Annotated in this window: 15 protein-coding genes; 14 read left to right on the top strand and 1 reads right to left on the bottom strand. The window is 56.3% G+C overall.

Translation table 11 applies throughout. The features are described 5' to 3' along the window. The first annotated feature begins 5 nt into the window (after positions 1-5). The 9 genes from icmH to DK261_RS03615 are packed head-to-tail and all read left to right on the top strand — an operon-like array spanning position 6 to position 12,859. Complete coding sequence (icmH, locus tag DK261_RS03655; RefSeq protein ID WP_007930266.1) at positions 6-875, top strand: type IVB secretion system protein IcmH/DotU; 870 nt, start codon at positions 6-8, stop codon at positions 873-875. 14 nt (positions 876-889) lie between these two features. Continuing rightward, positions 890-4,417, top strand: coding sequence for a type VI secretion system membrane subunit TssM (tssM, locus tag DK261_RS03650; protein WP_110175290.1), 3,528 nt, complete (start codon positions 890-892; stop codon positions 4,415-4,417). Next, positions 4,417-5,145: a PP2C family serine/threonine-protein phosphatase gene (locus DK261_RS03645; RefSeq protein WP_007930264.1), complete on the top strand. Its 729-nt coding sequence runs from the start codon at positions 4,417-4,419 to the stop codon at positions 5,143-5,145. The genes tssM and DK261_RS03645 overlap by 1 nt, the downstream gene beginning before the upstream one ends. Beyond that, on the top strand, positions 5,142-6,206 hold the full coding sequence (locus DK261_RS03640) for a serine/threonine-protein kinase (RefSeq protein ID WP_110175289.1): 1,065 nt from the start codon (positions 5,142-5,144) through the stop codon (positions 6,204-6,206). The genes DK261_RS03645 and DK261_RS03640 overlap by 4 nt, the downstream gene beginning before the upstream one ends. A 21-nt stretch (positions 6,207-6,227) precedes the next feature. Beyond that, on the top strand, positions 6,228-8,294 hold the full coding sequence (locus DK261_RS03635; protein ID WP_110175288.1) for a type VI secretion system tip protein VgrG: 2,067 nt from the start codon (positions 6,228-6,230) through the stop codon (positions 8,292-8,294). A gap of 11 nt (positions 8,295-8,305) precedes the next feature. Further along, entirely contained in the window at positions 8,306-9,112 is an 807-nt protein-coding gene (locus DK261_RS03630) for a DUF4123 domain-containing protein (protein WP_038574694.1), read from the top strand. Beyond that, on the top strand, positions 9,109-9,651 hold the full coding sequence (locus DK261_RS03625) for a DUF3304 domain-containing protein (RefSeq protein WP_101283992.1): 543 nt from the start codon (positions 9,109-9,111) through the stop codon (positions 9,649-9,651). Before DK261_RS03630 ends, DK261_RS03625 begins: the two co-directional genes overlap by 4 nt. Then, positions 9,639-10,265, top strand: a complete 627-nt coding sequence (locus DK261_RS03620; protein WP_226303220.1) for a DUF3304 domain-containing protein — start codon at positions 9,639-9,641, stop codon at positions 10,263-10,265. Before DK261_RS03625 ends, DK261_RS03620 begins: the two co-directional genes overlap by 13 nt. Next, entirely contained in the window at positions 10,250-12,859 is a 2,610-nt protein-coding gene (locus tag DK261_RS03615) for a DUF2235 domain-containing protein (protein WP_101283990.1), read from the top strand. The genes DK261_RS03620 and DK261_RS03615 overlap by 16 nt, the downstream gene beginning before the upstream one ends. Before the next feature lie 51 nt (positions 12,860-12,910). Here the strand turns inward: DK261_RS03615 and DK261_RS03610 are convergent, their stop codons facing one another. Continuing rightward, positions 12,911-13,198 (bottom strand): DUF3077 domain-containing protein, encoded by a 288-nt coding sequence (locus DK261_RS03610; protein WP_101283988.1) that lies wholly within the window; start codon positions 13,196-13,198, stop codon positions 12,911-12,913. A 344-nt stretch (positions 13,199-13,542) separates the two neighbouring features. On the opposite strand from DK261_RS03610, the gene DK261_RS03605 reads away from it, so the two are divergent. The 5 genes from DK261_RS03605 to DK261_RS03590 all read left to right on the top strand — a co-directional run bounded on the left by DK261_RS03605 (position 13,543) and on the right by DK261_RS03590 (position 17,596). Beyond that, entirely contained in the window at positions 13,543-14,646 is a 1,104-nt protein-coding gene (locus tag DK261_RS03605; RefSeq protein WP_232788600.1) for a hypothetical protein, read from the top strand. Continuing rightward, positions 14,639-15,496, top strand: coding sequence for a type IV pilus biogenesis/stability protein PilW (locus DK261_RS03600; protein ID WP_081251695.1), 858 nt, complete (start codon positions 14,639-14,641; stop codon positions 15,494-15,496). The genes DK261_RS03605 and DK261_RS03600 overlap by 8 nt, the downstream gene beginning before the upstream one ends. Before the next feature lie 126 nt (positions 15,497-15,622). Next, positions 15,623-16,225 (top strand): hypothetical protein, encoded by a 603-nt coding sequence (locus DK261_RS32780; RefSeq protein WP_146218505.1) that lies wholly within the window; start codon positions 15,623-15,625, stop codon positions 16,223-16,225. A 208-nt stretch (positions 16,226-16,433) separates the two neighbouring features. Further along, positions 16,434-16,907 (top strand): hypothetical protein, encoded by a 474-nt coding sequence (locus DK261_RS03595; protein WP_146218504.1) that lies wholly within the window; start codon positions 16,434-16,436, stop codon positions 16,905-16,907. Between the two features lie 8 nt (positions 16,908-16,915). Further along, positions 16,916-17,596: a hypothetical protein gene (locus tag DK261_RS03590; RefSeq protein WP_256597555.1), complete on the top strand. Its 681-nt coding sequence runs from the start codon at positions 16,916-16,918 to the stop codon at positions 17,594-17,596. Positions 17,597-17,641 lie beyond the last annotated feature (45 nt).

Raw genomic sequence — 17,641 nt, 5'->3', positions numbered from 1 at the left:
CCGACATGATCAAGGACATGGAACACAACCAGGACGACAAGACCGTCCTGCTCGATCGCCAGGGCCATGGCCCGGCGCAGAGTCCGCTGACCGATTTCGCCGCGCCGCCACGCTTCGAGCAACTGGAAGAACGGATGATCTACGCCGCGCGCCTGCGCCCGGCCGAGGCCTTCAACATCAGCCTGAACGCGCTGGTGGCGGCGGCCTCCGACCTGTTGTCGGAAGTGGTGCGCCTCAAGCACAGCGACACCCGCGAAGACCTGTACGCGCTCAACGAGCGGCTGACCTCGGCCCTGAAACTGTTCGAGGTGCGCGCCCTGCACAACGGCGCCGAAAGCAGCCAGGTCATGGCCGCCCGCTACGTGCTGTGCACCGTGGTCGACGAGGCGGTGGTCACCACCCCCTGGGGCAATGAAAGCGAGTGGTCGCAGATGAGCCTGCTCAGCAGCTTCCACAATGAGACCTTTGGTGGCGAGAAGTTCTTCCAGCTGCTGGATCGGCTGTCGAAGAACCCGGTCAAGCACCTGCCGATGCTGGAGCTGATGTACCTGTGCCTGTCGCTGGGCTTCGAGGGCAAGTACCGGGTCATGGCCCGCGGCATGCTCGAACTCGAAGGCATCCGCGATGCGCTGTACCGGCAGATCCGCCAACTGCGTGGCGACGTGCCGCGCGAGCTGTCGCCGCATTGGGAAGGCCTGCACGACAAGCGCCGCAGCCTGGTGCGCATCGTGCCGTGGTGGATGGTCGCGCTGTTCACGGTGGTCTGCCTGGTGGTGATGTATTCGGGGTTCGCCTGGGTTCTGGGCGAGCAGCGCGAGACCGTTCTGCAACCTTATCAGCAGCTTGACCCGGCCGTGGTCCAGCCCCAGCCGTAATACAGGGACGTGTGATGAAAAACTTCTTCAAGAAAGTCGGCGCCTTCCTGCGCAAGACGTGGGTCTGGACGCTGTTGCTGGTGCTGTTCGTGGCGCTGCTGGTGTGGTTCGTCGGGCCGCTGCTGGCGGTCAACGACTACAAGTTCTGGGAAAGCGCGACCTCGCGCCTGCTGACCATCAGCGTGCTGTTCCTGATCTGGGGCCTGACCATGGTCTTCGTCAGCTGGCGCGCCGGGATCCGCAAGAAAGAAATGGAAGACAGCGAAGACGGCCAGGAACGCCTGCGCCGTGAAGAACTGATCGACGAGGAACAGAAAGAGCTGCGCAGCCGCTTCAAGGAAGCCATGCGCACCCTCAAGACCTCCAGCCTGTACCGCGGGCGCAGCGAGCGCTGGCGCAACGACCTGCCGTGGTACCTGCTGATCGGTCCGCAGAGCAGTGGCAAGACCAGCCTGCTGGACTTCTCGGGCCTTGAGTTCCCGATCAACAAGATCGACCGCAAGCTGACCCGCGACACCATCGGCACCCGGCATTGCGACTGGTACTTCGCCGACCACGGTGTGTTGATCGACACCGCCGGCCGCTACCTGACCCAGCCCGACGCGGAAGTCGACGGCAGCGCCTGGAGCACCTTGCTCAACCTGCTGCGCAAGCGTCGGCGCGGGCGTCCGCTCAACGGCGTGCTGGTGACCATTCCGGTGGAACTGCTGCTGAGCGGCAACGAGCCGGATCTCGACACCCTGGCGCGCCAGGTCCGCGCGCGCCTGCAGGACGTGCACCAGAAACTGCACGTCGACGTGCCGGTGTACCTGGTACTGAGCAAGGCCGACCAACTGCTGGGCTTCGACGAATTCTTCGACCAACTGAGCCGCGAGGAAAGCGACCAGGTGCTCGGCACCAGCTTCCGCAAGGAACAGAACGGCACCGACGTCGCCGTGCTGCGCCAGGAGTTCGAAGAGCTGCTGCGCCGCCTGAACAGCCAGGTGATCATGCGCATGCACCAGGAGCGCGACACCCAGCGCCGTGGTCGCATCCTCGATTTCCCGCACCAGCTGGGGCAGATCGGCGAGCGCCTGTGCCTGTTCGTCGACATGGCGTTCACCGGCAACCGCTACCAGCGGGCCAGCCAGCTGCGTGGTTTCTACCTGACCAGCGCGCCGCACCTGACGGAAAAACTCGACCCCGATACCGCCGGCATCGGCGCCAGCCTGGGCATGGCGGCCGGCGTGCTGCCGACCCTGCGCAGCGGTCGTTCGCGCTTCATTCACCACCTGTTGAGCCGGGTGATTTTCCCCGAGGCCGACCTGGCGGGCCTGGACAAGCGCGAGCGCAATCGCATCCATTGGGGCCAGCGTGCGCTGTACGTTGGCGCGCTGGTGGCCCTGGCCTTGTTCGGCCTGCTCTGGGCCGGTGGTTTTTCCGCCAACTACGAGCGCCTGGAAAACCTGCGCTCCCTGGCGCAGAACTGGAACCAGCAGCGCACCGCGCTGACCGCCCGCGACGACGCGATGGCGGCGCTCAAGACCCTCGACACCAGCTTCGAAGCCACCAAGGTGTTCCCGGCCAAGGGCGACGTCTCGCTGCACGAGCGGGTCGGCCTGTACCAGGGCGAGGAAAGCAACCCGGTGGTGCTCAGCGCCTACGAGCGTGAGCTGCAAGCGCAGCTGCTGCCACGGGTGGCGCAGATGCTGGAAGGGCAGATCCGCAGCAACATGCGCGACCGCGACCGCCTGCTCAACAGCCTGCGGGCGTACCTGATGCTGAACATGCAGGACCGTCGCGATCCGTCCTGGCTCAAGGACTGGGTGGCCAGCGACTGGTCGACACGCTACGCCGGCAACACCGCGGTGCAGAACGGCCTGAACGCGCACTTCGAACGCCTGCTCAAGCTGCCGTTCAGCTACCCGCTCAACGACACGCTGGTGGCCCAGGCGCGCCAGGTGCTGCGCAGCGAGTCGTTGGCCAACGTGGTCTATCGCGTGCTGCGCGAACAGGCGCGGAGCCTGCCGGAGTACCGCCTGAGCCAGCACCTGGGGCCGCAAGGCAGCCTGTTCGTCGGCACCGACTACGCGATCCCGGGCTTCTACACCCAACAGGGTTACCAGCAGTATTTCTCGGTCCAGGGCACGGCGCTGGTCACCGATATCCTGCGTGACAACTGGGTGCTGGGCGAAGGCAGCGGCATCAGCGGCATGGACCTGCGCCGCCTGATGGTGGAACTGGAACAGCTGTACTTCCGCGACTACGCCAACTTCTGGAGCGAAGCGGTCGGCCAGGTCGGTCTGCAACCGTTCAACGACGCCGGCGAAGGCGCTGATCAGGTCGCCGGCCTGACCTCGGCCAACTCGCCAGTGCTGCAACTGTTGGTGGAGGTGCGCGAGAACACCCGCTTCCAGGCCATCGCCGAAAGCGCCGAAGACGTGACCGCCGCGGCGGACAAGGCCGCGGAGAAGGGCGGGGCGCTGGGCAAGGTCGCGGCGGCTGCCGCGGGCAAGGCCCAGGAAGCCCTGGCCAAGAACCTGCCGGACACCGCGAAGAAGTCGCTGCAACGTCGCTTCGAACCGCTGCACCGCCTGCTGGACGACAACAACGGCCCGGCCGCTGACCTGACGCCGGCGCTGCAAGCGCTGAACGACCTGCAACTGCAACTGGCCGGCCTGGCCCGTGCCAGCGCGCCCGAGCAGGCGGCGTTCGAGATGGCCAAGACCCGCATGAGCGGTCAGCGCGATGCCCTGAGCAGCCTGCGCAACGCCTCGGTGCGCCTGCCGCGTCCGGTGAGCGTGTGGTTCAACGTGCTGGCGGAAGACACCTGGCGCCTGGTGCTCAACGACTCCTACCAGTACCTCAACCAGCGTTACCAGAGCGAGCTGTACAGCTTCTACGGCAAGGCCATCAGCAAGCGTTATCCGTTCAGCGCCCACAGCACCAGCGATGTCGCCATCAGCGACTTCCGCGAGTTCTTCAAGGCGCAAGGCATCGCCGATCGCTTCTTCGAAACCTACATGCGGCCTTTCGTCAGCGGCGATCCGGGCAACTACCGCCTGCGCAGCATCGACGGCCACAGCCTGCCGATGTCCAAGGTCTACCTCGACCAGATGGCCGCGGCCCAGGTGATCCGCCAGAGCTTCTTCTCGGAGAACCCGGCGGAGCCGCAGGTGCAGTTCAAGCTGGAGCCCTACACCCTGGACCCGGCGGTGAGCCGCTCCGAGTTCCGTTTCGGCGACAAGACCATGGAATACCGCCACGGCCCGATCGTGCCGGTGTCCTTCAAGTGGCCGACCGACGCCGAAGACGGTCGCACCAGCCTGGTGCTGGACAAGATGGCCGGGCGCCCGGTGGGCATCGAAAAGAACACCGGCCCCTGGTCGCTGTTCCGCCTGTTCGACCTGATGCAGACCGAGTACCTGACCGGCCGTGACGTGCTGGTGCTCAAGGCCGACCTGGGCGGCCTGCGCGCCAACTACCTGCTGATGAGCCAGCGCACGCCGAACCCGTTCGACATGGGCGTGCTGCGCACCTTCCGCATGCCGGTGCAGCTCTGATGCTGGTTGCCAGTACCTGGCGCAGCGCTGCGCGCACCGACCCGGGCAAGGTTCGGGCGCGCAACGAAGATGCCTTCCTCGACTGTCCGGAGCAGGGGCTCTGGGTGGTCGCGGACGGCATGGGCGGGCATCAGGGTGGCGACATCGCCAGCCAGTTGATCGTCGCCAGCCTGGCCGAGTTGCCGGCGCAGGACAGTTTCGACGAGCGGCTCAAGGGCCTGCGCCAGTGCCTGCACTGGCTCAACCGGCGCCTGGGCCAGGAGTTGACCGTCACCGCCGAGCGCCACGACAGCATCATGGGCAGCACCGTGGTCGCGCTGTTGCTGGAAGGCGACCGCGCGGCGTGCATCTGGGCCGGCGACAGCCGCTGTTACCTGTGGCGCGGGCAGCGTCTGTACCAGCTGTCCAAGGACCATTCGCTGCAACAGCAACTGATCGACGAGCAGCAGATGAGCGTCGAGCAGGCGCGGGCTCATCCGGCGGCCAATGCCCTGACCCGGGCGGTGGGCGCCAGCGAGCAGCTGACCCTGGATGTGCTGGAGTTGCAGGTCTACCCCGGCGATGCCTTCCTGCTGTGCAGCGACGGCCTGTACCAGGGGCTGACCAGCGACGCGCTGGGTAACGCCTTGAGCCTGGCTTCGCCGCAGGTGGCGCTGGAGCGCCTGTTCGACGGCGCCCTGCGCGGCTCGGCACGGGACAACCTGACAGCCGTGGTGATCCGCCAATGAGTGATCTCAAATCCGGTCTGGATAACATCCTGATGAGCGAGGAAGAGGCCAGCAACCTGACCTATTTCGCCTTCGCCAAGGCCAATGAGGCGCCGCGTCCCGTGGCGCCCAAGGCCAAGGGCAAGGGTCGCAACCGTTCCAGGAACCGCTCCCGTTCCAAGGCCAAGGCCGTGGCGCCTGTGGGTGGGCTGCCGGATGTACTGGCCGGACGTTACCGCCTCGAGCGTCTGCTCGGGGCCGGTGGCATGGGCGCGGTCTACCGCGCGCGGGACCTGCTGCATGAGCAGTTCGGCGATCCCGACCCTTACATAGCGCTCAAAGTCATGAGCGAAGAATTCTCCGAGACGCCGGATGCCAGCGCCTTGCTCTACAGCGAGTTCGCCCTGACCCGACGCCTGCGCCACCCGAACATCGTGCGCTTGCACAGCTTCGAGGTGGACACCCAGTGCCAGCGCGCCTTCATCACCATGGAGCTGATGCGCGGCCTGACCCTGGACAAACTGCTCTGCGAGCGGCCGTTGGGCCTACCGTGGAAAGAGCTGCGCGATGTGGTGCGGCCACTGCTCGATGCCCTGGCGTACAGCCACGCTCGCGGTGTGCTGCACGGCGACCTGAAGCCGAGCAACGTGATGCTCTGCGAAGACGGCGTGCGGCTGTTCGACTTCGGCCTGAGCCAGGCCGAGGAGGGCGTGCTGCCCGGCCTGCCGCAGCTGAGCCGCAGCCGCTTCAACGCCTGGACACCCGGCTATGCCGCCCCCGAATTGCTGGAGGGCGGGGCTTTGTCGGCCAGCGCCGATCTGTACGCGGTGGCCTGTGTGATCTTTGAGCTGGCCTGCGGCAAACACCCGTATCGCCGGTTGCCGTCGACCCAGGCCCGCGACGAACGCCTGGACCGCACGCTGCAGGCGCCCAAGAACCTTCCCAGACACTGTTGGCCAGCCCTGCGCGCGGCGCTGGCCTTCGACGCGGCGCAACGCACCATCTGCGCCCAAGCATTGCGCGACGCCATGCGCGCGGATTCGTCCTGGCTGCAACGCTGGTTCCATCGGCGTAACGGATGACCACCGAACAGGGAGCAAGATATGTTCAATCCTTCCAATGAAACCCACTTCAGCCTGACGGTCGACGACTTCCAGGGTGACTTGCAGGTGCTGTCTTTCGAAGGGATCGAAGGCATCAGCCAGCCGTTCCGTTTCGATCTGGAGCTGGTCAGCGAGAACCCCGACCTGGACCTGGAAACGCTGCTGCACAAGCAGGCTTTTCTAGCGTTTGATCCACAAGGTAGCGGCATCCACGGCCAGATCTACCGCGTGGCTCAGGGCGATGCCGGCAAGCGCCTGACCCGCTACAAGGTGTCGCTGGTGCCGCAGCTGGCCTACCTCGAGCACCGCACCAACCAGCGCATCTACCAGCAGCTGTCGGCACCGAAGATCATCGCCCTGATCCTCGAAGAGCACGGCATCCAGGGCAATGCCTACCAGTTCCAGCTCGGCACCCCGTGCCCGGACCGCGACTACTGCGTGCAGTACGACGAAACCGACCTGCACTTCATCCAGCGCCTGTGCGAAGAGGAAGGCCTGCATTACCACTTCCAGCACAGCCCGCAAGGCCACCTGCTGGTATTCGGTGACGACCAGACGGTGTTCCCCAAACTCGGGCAGCCCACTGCCTATATCCAGGGCAGCGGCATGGTCGCCGACGAGCCGGTGATCAAGGGTTTCAACCTGCGTCTGGAAACCCGTACCAGTCGCACCACCCACCGCGACTACGACTTCGAGAAGCCGCGCCTGCAACTGGAAGCGGCCTATAAGCCCGAGGCTGAAAGCGAAGAACCGGACCTGGAAGACTACGATTACCCGGGGCGTTTCACCGACCGTGCGCGCGGCAAGTTCCTCAGCCAGCGTGCCCTCGAACGCCACCGCGCCGACTACCAGCAGGCCGAAGGCTGGGGCGACCAGACACGACTGGTCAGCGGCCATTTCCTGGAACTGTCCGAGCACCCGCGCAGCGAGTGGAACGACCTCTGGCTGCTGACCCACATCGTCCACGAAGGCAAGCAGCCGCAGGTGCTGGAAGAGTCGGTGACCAGCGACACCACCGACAACAAGGACGACTTCCACCAGGGCTATCGCAACCGCTTCCTCGCCACGCCCTGGCAGGTGTTCTACCGCCCGGCCCTGAATCACCCGAAACCGCGCGTCCTCGGCAGCCAGACCGCGGTGGTCACCGGCCCCAAGGGCGAAGAAATCCACTGCGACCAGTACGGCCGGGTCAAGGTGCAGTTCCACTGGGACCGCGAAGGCAAGGCCGACGACAAGACCAGCTGCTGGCTGCGCGTGTCCTCCAGTTGGGCCGGAGACCGCTACGGCGCCATCGTCATCCCGCGCATCGGCATGGAAGTGCTGGTGACCTTCCTCGAGGGCGACCCCGACCAGCCGCTGATCACCGGCTGCCTGTACCACAAGGAACACCCGGTGCCTTACGCCCTGCCGGCGAACAAGACCCGTACCGTCTTCAAGTCCATGAGCTCCCCCGGCGGCGCCGGCTACAACGAACTGCGCATCGAAGACAAAAAAGGCGCCGAACAGATCTTCATCCACGCCCAGCGCGACTGGGACGAGAACATCGAACACGACCAGAAAATCCGCATCGGCCACGAACGCCACGACACCGTGGAAAAGAACACCTACACCGAACTCAAGGCTGAAGAACACCGCATCACCCACGCCGACCGCAAGACCGAAACCCGCGTCGACGACCACCTGACCGTGGGCGAAAACCAGCACATCAAACTCGGCACCGCGCAACTGACCAAAGCTGGCCAGGAAATCCACCTCAAGGCCGGCGCCAAGATGGTGATCGAAGCCGGCAGCGAACTGACGATCAAGGCCGGGGGCAGCTTTATCAAGCTTGATGCCGGCGGCGTCACGGTGGTGGGGCCGGTGGTGAAGATCAATGCGGGGGGCTCGCCGGGGAGTGGTACCGGGATCGGCATTAAGCCGCCGACGTTGCCGGGGGCGGCGGATAAGGATGTGGCCGGTGATCTGCCGGTGGTTGCGCCGAGCAACATACCGATGCCACCGCCACCGGTGTGCAAGGAATGCCTGGCCCGGGCCAAACGTAACAGCCAAGCCCTGGCGGCACGCTAAAGGACCCTGACATGTACGCAAGCAATCCGCAGTGGCACGAGCTGTTATGGGACGAAGCCCAACGACTGGGCCAGGAGCATATCGACCTGCTGATCGACGCCACCAGCCTCGACTACCCGTTGCTGGCAGAGCTGGCGAACCAGCCGGACGCACCGGCATTGGCCAAGCTGTTCGACAACACCCCGGAAGTGGCGATCGCCGACTTCGGCCCGCTGCTGCTGCGGGTGAACAAGGCGCAGAAACCCTGGTTGAAAACCTTCATCAGTGCCGTCGACTGCAATCAGCATGTGCTGGCGCTGTTCAGCCCCTGGAGCTTCGAAGCCCTGGCCGGGCACCTGCGCAGCTGCACCCAGGCGCGCTGGAACCAGGGCCGCTCCGAAGGCGTGTTGCGCTACTACGACCCGCGCATGTTCGTGCCAGTGTGCGAGACCCTGACCCCGGCTCAAGGCCAGGCCTTCCACACCCCGGTCATCGTCTGGCACTGGCTCGACCGCGACCAGCAAACCCAAAGCCTGCCCGGCAACTACGTGCGCCACGCCCCGCCACCGGTTATCGAACCCTTCATGTTCGACCACCCGCAAGTGGCCAACCTGCTGGCCTGGACCGAGGCCGACAACTACCGCATCGAACGCTGCGCCACTCCGCAGGACTACGGCATGAGCCGTAAGGAAGGCTTGATTCGCCACCTGTTCCACAGCCAACTGGCCGCCAATAAAAAAGGCCTCAAGGAACCGGAAGAACGGCAGCCCTTTATCCAGGAGTGGCTGCTGGATAATTCGCCTTTCGTCATCGACGAGCCGCCGAGGCCGTTGATATGAACCGGTCTTTAAAGGGGAATGCCTGCAGCCTGGTGTTACGGCTGTTGTTGGGCGTAAGCAGCGTATTGATGATCACCGCCTGCCAGAGCCCTTCCAAGATGTTGGGCGCGCCGGTGACTGGCTATAACCATACTTCTGCGGCGATCAACCGTTTTACGGTCAATGGTGCTGGAGGGCCGAATTTGGGGCCTCATCAAGGAGGAGGGAGCGAAGTTTGCTGCGGTCTTGTTCCTCGGGAGTGGGTGCCGGGGCTTAGGGCGATTGTTGAATGGGAGAAGGATCCTGATCCTGGCGGCTACATCAAGCGAGACCAATATGGCCAGCTTGATACTGAGGACTACAAACGGCACGCCGCCAACTACTCACGTCACAAGGTTACGGTTGAAATCCCCCGGTACGCTGTAGCAGGGAGTTTGAAAGTGCATTTTCTTCCGTGCGACCAAGTACGTGTTTCTGCTGACAATATTAAACCCGGCTCTCCGGGTTATCCCTATAACTACCCGATGAACATGGAGGGGCCGAAGGTATGTGTACTTTAATTATAAATAAGATTATGGCGTACTTTTTCTTGCTCAGAAAAAATGGCTTTTTATCGGGGGCATATGTGCATGTCCAAGGTCGATTTTATATTTTTGATTTAGTTCGTTGTTCGTTGTTGGTTTTGGGGGTAGTGACAGTAAGTGCCTGTCAAGCTGAATCAAAAATGTTATCTGCTCCAGTAACTGGTTATAACCATACCTCTGCTGCTATCAATCAGTTCACCATTAACGGAGCAGGTGGACCAAACTTGGGGCCGAATCTGGGGGGCGGTGGTGAGGTTTGCTGCAGTGTAATTCCTCGTAAATGGAACCCGGGATTAAAGGCAATCGTGAAGTGGGAAAAGGATCCTAATGCTGGCGCGTCAGTAAATTGGCCTCCGCTTGGAACAGATGCTTATCGAGAGGCATATCGAAAGCACGCTGCTAAATTTACTCGCCATCAAGTAGTCGTAGATATCCCCCAGTATGGGGAAAAAGTTTGCGCGCTGCAGGTTCATTTCCTTCCTTGCGATCAGGTTAAGGTATCTACAACATGCTTTACGCCGTCCAATCCTAACTATCCTGACAAAGAATATTTCAAAATTAAGGAGCCGGCGGTATGTCCGAGTCATTAAGAAAAGACGTTTCTCCGTCTCCTAGTGCGGCGTTGATTGCACCCAAATTTCCTCAAGATGGCCGGCTTCCCAGCGATGCTAAGGCTCTTTCAGAGAATATTGCCATACAGAGGCGTGGTGAGGTTGCTTTCGGAAATAAACTTCGTAAAAAGCTACAGGCTAAAGGAGAAGCCTATAGCGGGATGCCTTGCTGTAAGACTCTGCACATTACTATCGCATTTGATGGAACTAATAATAACGATAAGGCTGACAGAGCTTCGATTCCGTCGTCCTGTAGTAATATTGCAAGAATCTTTCATGCCAGTATTGGTGGAGTTGCAGCTGAAGAGCAGGGTTTTTTCCGTTATTACAGTCCTGGTGTAGGAACCGTATTCCCAGATGTTGGTGAGTACGCCCCCAGTGATAGTGGGCTGATGTTTGCTAGTGGTGGTGAGAGTCGCATCAACTGGGGGCTCACTCGATTAATCGATGCATTGAAACAGACATTGGAAGGTACTAGGCTCGATCTACCCAAGACGCAAGAACTCGTGGAGTCTATGGCGACTGGTACAATTACTTTTCTGAGTGGTGGATTGCTTCAGAATGGTGAGAAGAAACGCGCTGCAACTATGGGAGATGAAATATCCAAATTAGAAAAAATTCTGGATAAACGTGTTGAGTCAGAAGAAAAGCCACATATTTTAGCAATAAAATTATATGTCTATGGCTTTTCTCGTGGTGCAGCACAAGCGCGTACATTTGCGAACTGGTTACAAGTACTGACTCGTGTGCAAGGAGATTCTGGTAAAACAGAATACCGTTTCGCCGGTCTTCCAATTTCTATAGAGTTTCTTGGTATTTGCGACACAGTGGCTGCTGTAGGCATGGCTGACAGTATGCCGTTCGCTGCTGGTCATATGGGGTGGGCAGACGACACAATGCGTCTGCCTGATGAAGTGTTAGCACAGTGCATGGACACAGCACTTCCAAATGATTGTCACTATTTGAAGCGGTGTGTGCATTTGGTTTCAGCACACGAGCAACGTGCAAGCTTTCCTTTAGATTCTATTCGGCGTAGACCGAAAAATGCTCAAGGTAAACGCGACTCTAAACAGGCATCTGGTTATCGTGATGGTACTGAAGAGTATCTGTACCCTGGTGTGCACTCTGATGTCGGAGGAGGTTATTCGCCAGGGAATCAAGGGAAGGCTATGGGAGGTTCGGCAGAGTTACTTTCGCAGATTGCTTTACATCATTTGTATGCGGAGGCATTCAAGGCTGGAGCACCATTGCAAGTTCCAAAAAGTATTCTTATTACAGATATTCATGAAGCCTACCGCGGGATGGATGACATCACGCAAAACGAATTCGACTTTAGCTCGACATTAGTAACACGTTTCAATGCTTGGCAGTCCCAAGCTAGAGCCGGCACGATGGACGAGATGATGAGGCGCGAGCATGCGTTGATTACCGCTTGGCGTATTGATCGCTATGCAGGCGGTCTGGCTCAACGCGGTTTCTTCGCAAATGTGGAAAAGGACATGCCTAAGGCCGAACAGGAAGCCTGGGAGGCAATCTACAAGCGTCATTCAGCCAAGGATGCCGCTGCTGCTCAAGGGAAACCGCTGCCAACATATACAGAGAAGGAGGAAAAGGAATATCAGGCGAATGTCCAACTTGTAGGCCAAGACAAAGTGGATAGCATTAGTACGGAAAAGGCGTTCGATCCTCCGCTGGATCAGGCTCAGCTACTCGGTGCAGCCGCAGAGTTTCGCCGTGACTATTTTAAGGAGTGGGGAATTGTCGATGATTGGAAGTACGGAAGCTTAATTGTCGATATGTTGGTGGGGGGGACGGTCTATGCAATTAACGAAGAAGATGAGGCCGAGGAATACAATTACCTGCATGACAACGGTACTAAACGTTATCAAGAGATATTCAGTGCTCCAGATAAGCCTCGTAAGGGGCAGGAAGACTTAGTGGCATTGTTCGATGACCAAGTGCATGACTCTCGCGCATGGTTTATGAATACATCGGGGCTTGGTCCCCGTGAGCCGTTCACTGACTATTTCCGTATTCGACTGGTACATTTTGATAACGAATCCAATAAGCAACTTTCACCAATAGTGACAGCAGGACGTGTAATAGGCTTGGGTATTGCCGTGGCCAGTATTGGCTTGAGCATCAAGAAGCGTGACCCTCGAATGCTACTGGCATTACCTTTGATGACTGCGGTAAGCCCAATTCTCACAGGTAAAGTCAGTCTGCCGGAAATCAGTGCTTTCGACCCTGTCACTGGCATAGCCCTACCGATGATGAACAACTTGGATTCGCTACGAGCTTTTACTAAAACACCGGGAGACGTCACGGCCAAGGTCGCGGCATTACCGCCACTGTTGCCATTGAGCGAAGCAACTGCCAACACACCTGCGTTGCAGAAAATCCTGGTGGCGCACCAGGCTCTGGAGGCTGTGGAGGCGGCACGCAACAAGGATGCGGGATCATTGGCTGGAATGCTGGCGAAAGCTGCCAACGACGAGGACAAGCCCGGAAGTTGGAAAGACATGCTGGCGAATCAGGTCGGCAATATGAAGTCGTCCGAGAAGAAGGTGTAGCGGCAAGGAAGTAAAGGGCGGCACTCGTTGAGTCGCCCTTTGCTTGCTGATTTAGGCGTGCTCTTGAGTGGTGGTTACGTCAGAGAGCATTGCAGTAGAAAGGTCATCCACCACCGCTTTGCCCATTTCGCACAGATAATAAGCCGGCCAAGCGTAGCGCTCTCCTTGTTCCTCCATTGCCGCATCGAGCATGAGTTTTTTGGCGTAGTAGAACAGGTTGGAAGCATGCTCCAAGGCTTCCCGAACTGGGATGTCGGGATTGACGCGGAACAGGCTTTGTTCTTTTTCGCCGCAATCGGCGAAGGTGACGATGCCGATGGTTTTGACTGAGGCGGTCATTGCGCACCTCCAGCTCTGGGCAGGGAATGGGTTTTGAATGGGGTGGTGATGTGCATGGCAGTAACTCCGTTTACTGAATTGAGCTGCCGTTTCGTTTCCAGTCGAAAGGGTGGCAGCTATGCGCGGGCTGGAAAACCGGAGTAAACGGAACCCGGCAGACGCGAAGGTCTCCCGCGCACAGCCGCCATAACACGAGAAAGCCAGGCACAAAAAAGCGCCAGCAATCGTGATAGTTGGCGCTGCTGCGCCGTACCATCCTTGATCGAAATCGCGACACGAAACTTCCATCGGAAGAGATAAGAAATGCCCTAAGCAAGCCTTGGTTTGCCCAACCGGTCTCACAGATGATTATCAAATATGAGAGCGAATGGGACTACAAGGCAACGAAGTGGGACTCATTGGATGAGTTGATGGGGCATAGCGAGTCGGCGCCACATAAGGAGTGGGTTGCCGAGAAGGCGCGGATTGAGAAGCTGAGTTGGTGGAAAGAAGTGGCTGGAAAGGAAGCGCTAAGTCCAGATGCCAAGGTCTTTCATATGCACGCCATAGGGCTGATAGGTAGTTTTGATCGTAAAAAACGATGTGCTTGTAATGCTGTGGTGAAGGTGACGCGATGGAAAACTCATTACGGCCCTGTAGTGTGGGGAGAAGGAAAGTTGGGTGATGCTCCTCAGTGGAGTGCTATAGAGGCTGCTGGTGAGGTAACTGCGCTTGAGAAAAGAGTAATCGCGGTTATGTGTGAAAATGAAGGAAAGATAAATGCAGTGCAGTCATATGATAGTGAGCTCATAACTGCAGGTGCGATGCAAAAAACGATTAATCCACAGGGTGCTGGCGAACTACCAGCTCAAGTGGAAAGGTTTAAGAATTTATACCCTGATGAATATATGGAGTTGTTCGAAAATCAAGGCTGGCACTTGGATCTTAGTTCGGATGAGCCAAAAATGTACTATCAAGACTCTGCGTTTTCGAATGGGGAAAGGCTTGAAGGTGCCCAGCTTAAGAGTAAGTTGAGAGTTGGTTGCGAAGAAGCAACCTACGGGAATGTGGTTCAGTGTAAGCCAGTATCGGTTATGGCTTGCGCCATAGGCTCCTCTTCATATGTTGAGCTTCAGATTTTGGACTTTATAAAACGCTTGAGAGAGGTCCTGCTCAAAAGTCCTGATACATATAATTTTACGATTGGACAACTATTTTTGTCAGAGCTTGGGCAAGCTGCAGCTTTGGACGAACATGTGAACCGGCCTAGCAATGTTGTAAAGAACCTGAAAAAAGCGTTGGATAAATTTTTCCTGGAAAACCCAAGTGTTAGCAAGGATATAACGGCTTGGGGAAGTAATCATGCAGACTATGACCGGAAAATTACCGAAATTTATGGGCCTGGCCGTCCTGGAATGACTGAGCCAGCGAATAGATATAACAAGATAAAGGCGACATTGAATGTTTAATAAATATTATGTGGTTGCGTTGTTGGTTTTACTGTTCGCTCGCTTGAGTCATGCAGATACGGAGCCGTTGGAAATTAACGGGGGCAACGATGGTATGCTGCAATTCAGAAATTTTGATGAGAAATATGGAGGTTGGAGTGACATAAAATATAAAGGTGCCACAGGTGAATTTAATATATATATGGTTCCTAGCAAGATGGTGACTTCAGAAGAGGGCATCGTAGCCAGTTCAGATATGGATATGGTTTCCCCCGACAAAAAATATGTGATGGTTCAACGAACAAATGCCGGAGAGGTAACCGACGAAGAAGGCAATAAAATAATTTCTTCGCAGGCATACTGTGATGCAGTATCGCTGGAAACTGGCTGTGTCAAGAATGTAGGTTCAGCACTTCAATGTGATGGGGTGTGGCAAGGGCAGAAGTGGAAAATTACGACAGGAGAGACTTTCGATTTTCCTAAAGGAGGCATGTCTCCGCAATATTTACTGTCTGAAGTAGCTAGTGTGTCTTCAAATGAGTCTCGCTCGGATTCATTAAGAGATTCGTTTTTTATGGGGGTGTCTTCTTATATGGCGTGCTATCCGCCAGAAAAAAGTATCTCTGAATATAACGACATAGGATTCTATTTTGCACAGGGCGGTGAGCATTTGTTGGCGATGCAGATTTACAATCGGTTATTGAGCTTGGCTCCTGATCGAGTGCCATTGAAGCTTAATGTTGCTGACTCTCTTTGGGCGCTGGGTAAGCATGATGAGGCGAAGCCGTACTATGCTGCCTATCGGGAAGCAATGCTGAAAAAAGGTGGGGCAAGTAAAATCCCTAAGCGAGTTGTAGATCGCCTGAATTAGTATTGGTGGGTATTTTTTGTGGAGCTTGTGCTTTGTGGTTACATTTTAGGGTTGGCAGAAAAGCCCCATTTTTAGAAGGGGAAGAGTTAAGGGTTAAAATTTTATAGTATTTTTGAGGTTGATTTAATGAGACGGTTGCTCTCTATATTCGCATTTTTCTGTTGCGGTCCGGCTTTTTGTGGTTCCACAGAAAGCCAATTGGATTGTAAGAGCGAGAGCGGGGAGGAGAGTGGGATTGCGCTCTCCTCTAATAGAGAAATCTTCTTCATAAAGAACTCAGCAAGAGGGTGCGGTTCAGAGTACACATATAGAGAGTATGCAGATGGAGCGAAAGGATTTTTGGTGATTTCCTCACCAGGTAGTGACGATCTTGGTCTTAATGCTCAAAATATGATTTATTTTGTTCCGTCTGGAGGTAAAGAGGCAAATTATATTGGTGATATCCCAGCTAGTGCTACGGAGCTGGAGGATGGGACTTATCAAAATATCGTTCAGTCCGGTGGGTCTATATTTGAAAGCGTTTACAAACTCAGTAGTGAAAAAAACACTATTTTGTCACCAAGTAGAGAGCTGATAATTTCCGATACGCAATGTATTTATCAGAGAAAAGATAGTAAGGCTTGTAAGAAAATGTCGGGAAGATTTAAAAAACCGCTTTGCGTAATAAATTATGGAGGGCAAAAGGTCGCTGCTGATATTGATGAGTGTTCTGGCATGAGTGAAGGATGATATATGGATTTTGGCCCGAGCTGGTCTGACTACTCTCAACGCAACTGCGCAATGGCACAGAAAATTTATGGTGAAGTCAGTGATAGGTGCTTATCCAGGATGCGTTTCCAGATGCCAATTTTCTGAGTGGTTATCAGGTGGTTCACTGTTTTTCTAGAAAGTTCTTTGTTTTTAAGAGTCTTTTTGTTTGAGTGAAGGTCGGGGCGGTATGTTATCTGAGTGGGTGTTTTCAAAAGCACTAATGAGAAGCTTGTTTTTGGTTGTGCTTGTTTTAAGTGAGGTATCATGCACTAAGGAAAATGCAGTGGGTGACAGTTTCAAAGCTATTACTTATGAAGAAGCACTGCAGAAATTTAATGAGGCGCACGAGGACGAAAATTACAGGTGCCAATATAGTCTGGTTGGTATGAGTGAAGACGCGCCTTTAGCTGCTGTTGAAATAGAGGATTTTCTCTATTTGAAATTGAGTGGCAGTATCATTGAGCTGATGAGCCGTGGGCGAGGAGAGGACTTTGGAAATTATGGCTCAGAAAGTGAAGGAGTAAAGTTCTCGTACAAGGTGCTTAGAAAATACAATGTTTCAGAGTATCAGGAGTCAGACGATAGGGATGTCGAGGTTGAGTTTTCTTACCGTGGAAAATCTGAAGTTCTAAAAATGTATGGGTTTGGGTGCGGAATATAGTATTGGGTGTGCTTCTTTTGTTCGGTGTTCTTAGGTGTGAAAGTATGGTGAGCCAGAGCTTTGTGGGTAAAAGTTATATTTCAAAGAATGTGGATTTCGTTTTTGGCTCTGTGATGTGGCGTGTGGTGTTTCTTGTCAGAAGAATCTTAACTTCTTTGATAGCGTTAATTTTTTGTCTCCCGGTTATGGCTGCCTCACCATCAGGAAGTGGATACATTCAGCACGACTCTTTGGAGTGTTCCGGTGTGAAAGTCGAGCTTGTATCGAACTGTGAAAATGAAGCCGTTGAAAGTGATCAAGCTCAGGCCGGGTTACCTGTTTGTACTGGTCAGGTGATTAAAATTGGCGGTAAAGAGACCCAGCGAGAAATGCAGAAAGTATCGCAGCTCACCAAAAGCGGTAAACACATAGCTATGTTATCTAATGTTGTAGTCTCGATGGCTTGCATTAACGGTAGCAAGGGCAGTCTGGTTTCCATCGGCGGCTACAGCGGTTGTGGGGCGTGCCCGGAATGGCATGGCTACTACTCCATGGATGGTAAGTTGGTTAACTATGTCTATAGTAATTCCTTTCGTTCCTTTGGATCGTTCGGTTCTCGCGATGAGCTGATAGAAAAAATCGGTGTCAGTAAGCGGGATCTGGTAGATGAGAGTGCTTTTGCACAGAAGGTCAAGTATGAAAGGCCTTGAGTGTGGAGTGGAAGTAGCTCATGGCTTTTCTGATGGGAGAGAGAA

This window comes from Pseudomonas sp. RW409 (assembly GCF_003184125.1).
Taxonomy (GTDB): Bacteria; Pseudomonadota; Gammaproteobacteria; order Pseudomonadales; family Pseudomonadaceae; genus Aquipseudomonas; species Aquipseudomonas chlororaphis_I.
The sequence above is the reverse complement of the archived record's forward strand: the minus strand, read 5'-3'. Positions and strand labels throughout refer to the sequence as shown.

Excerpts from the sequence above, each read along its gene's own strand:
- icmH (WP_007930266.1), top strand. The coding sequence starts at position 6 with ATGATCAAGGACATGGAACACAACCAGGACGACAAGACCGTCCTGCTC.
- tssM (WP_110175290.1), top strand. The coding sequence starts at position 890 with ATGAAAAACTTCTTCAAGAAAGTCGGCGCCTTCCTGCGCAAGACGTGG.
- DK261_RS03645 (WP_007930264.1), top strand. The coding sequence starts at position 4,417 with ATGCTGGTTGCCAGTACCTGGCGCAGCGCTGCGCGCACCGACCCGGGC.
- DK261_RS03640 (WP_110175289.1), top strand. The coding sequence starts at position 5,142 with ATGAGTGATCTCAAATCCGGTCTGGATAACATCCTGATGAGCGAGGAA.
- DK261_RS03635 (WP_110175288.1), top strand. The coding sequence starts at position 6,228 with ATGTTCAATCCTTCCAATGAAACCCACTTCAGCCTGACGGTCGACGAC.
- DK261_RS03630 (WP_038574694.1), top strand. The coding sequence starts at position 8,306 with ATGTACGCAAGCAATCCGCAGTGGCACGAGCTGTTATGGGACGAAGCC.
- DK261_RS03625 (WP_101283992.1), top strand. The coding sequence starts at position 9,109 with ATGAACCGGTCTTTAAAGGGGAATGCCTGCAGCCTGGTGTTACGGCTG.
- DK261_RS03620 (WP_226303220.1), top strand. The coding sequence starts at position 9,639 with ATGTGTACTTTAATTATAAATAAGATTATGGCGTACTTTTTCTTGCTC.
- DK261_RS03615 (WP_101283990.1), top strand. The coding sequence starts at position 10,250 with ATGTCCGAGTCATTAAGAAAAGACGTTTCTCCGTCTCCTAGTGCGGCG.
- DK261_RS03610 (WP_101283988.1), bottom strand. The coding sequence starts at position 13,198 with ATGACCGCCTCAGTCAAAACCATCGGCATCGTCACCTTCGCCGATTGC.
- DK261_RS03605 (WP_232788600.1), top strand. The coding sequence starts at position 13,543 with ATGATTATCAAATATGAGAGCGAATGGGACTACAAGGCAACGAAGTGG.
- DK261_RS03600 (WP_081251695.1), top strand. The coding sequence starts at position 14,639 with ATGTTTAATAAATATTATGTGGTTGCGTTGTTGGTTTTACTGTTCGCT.
- DK261_RS32780 (WP_146218505.1), top strand. The coding sequence starts at position 15,623 with ATGAGACGGTTGCTCTCTATATTCGCATTTTTCTGTTGCGGTCCGGCT.
- DK261_RS03595 (WP_146218504.1), top strand. The coding sequence starts at position 16,434 with ATGTTATCTGAGTGGGTGTTTTCAAAAGCACTAATGAGAAGCTTGTTT.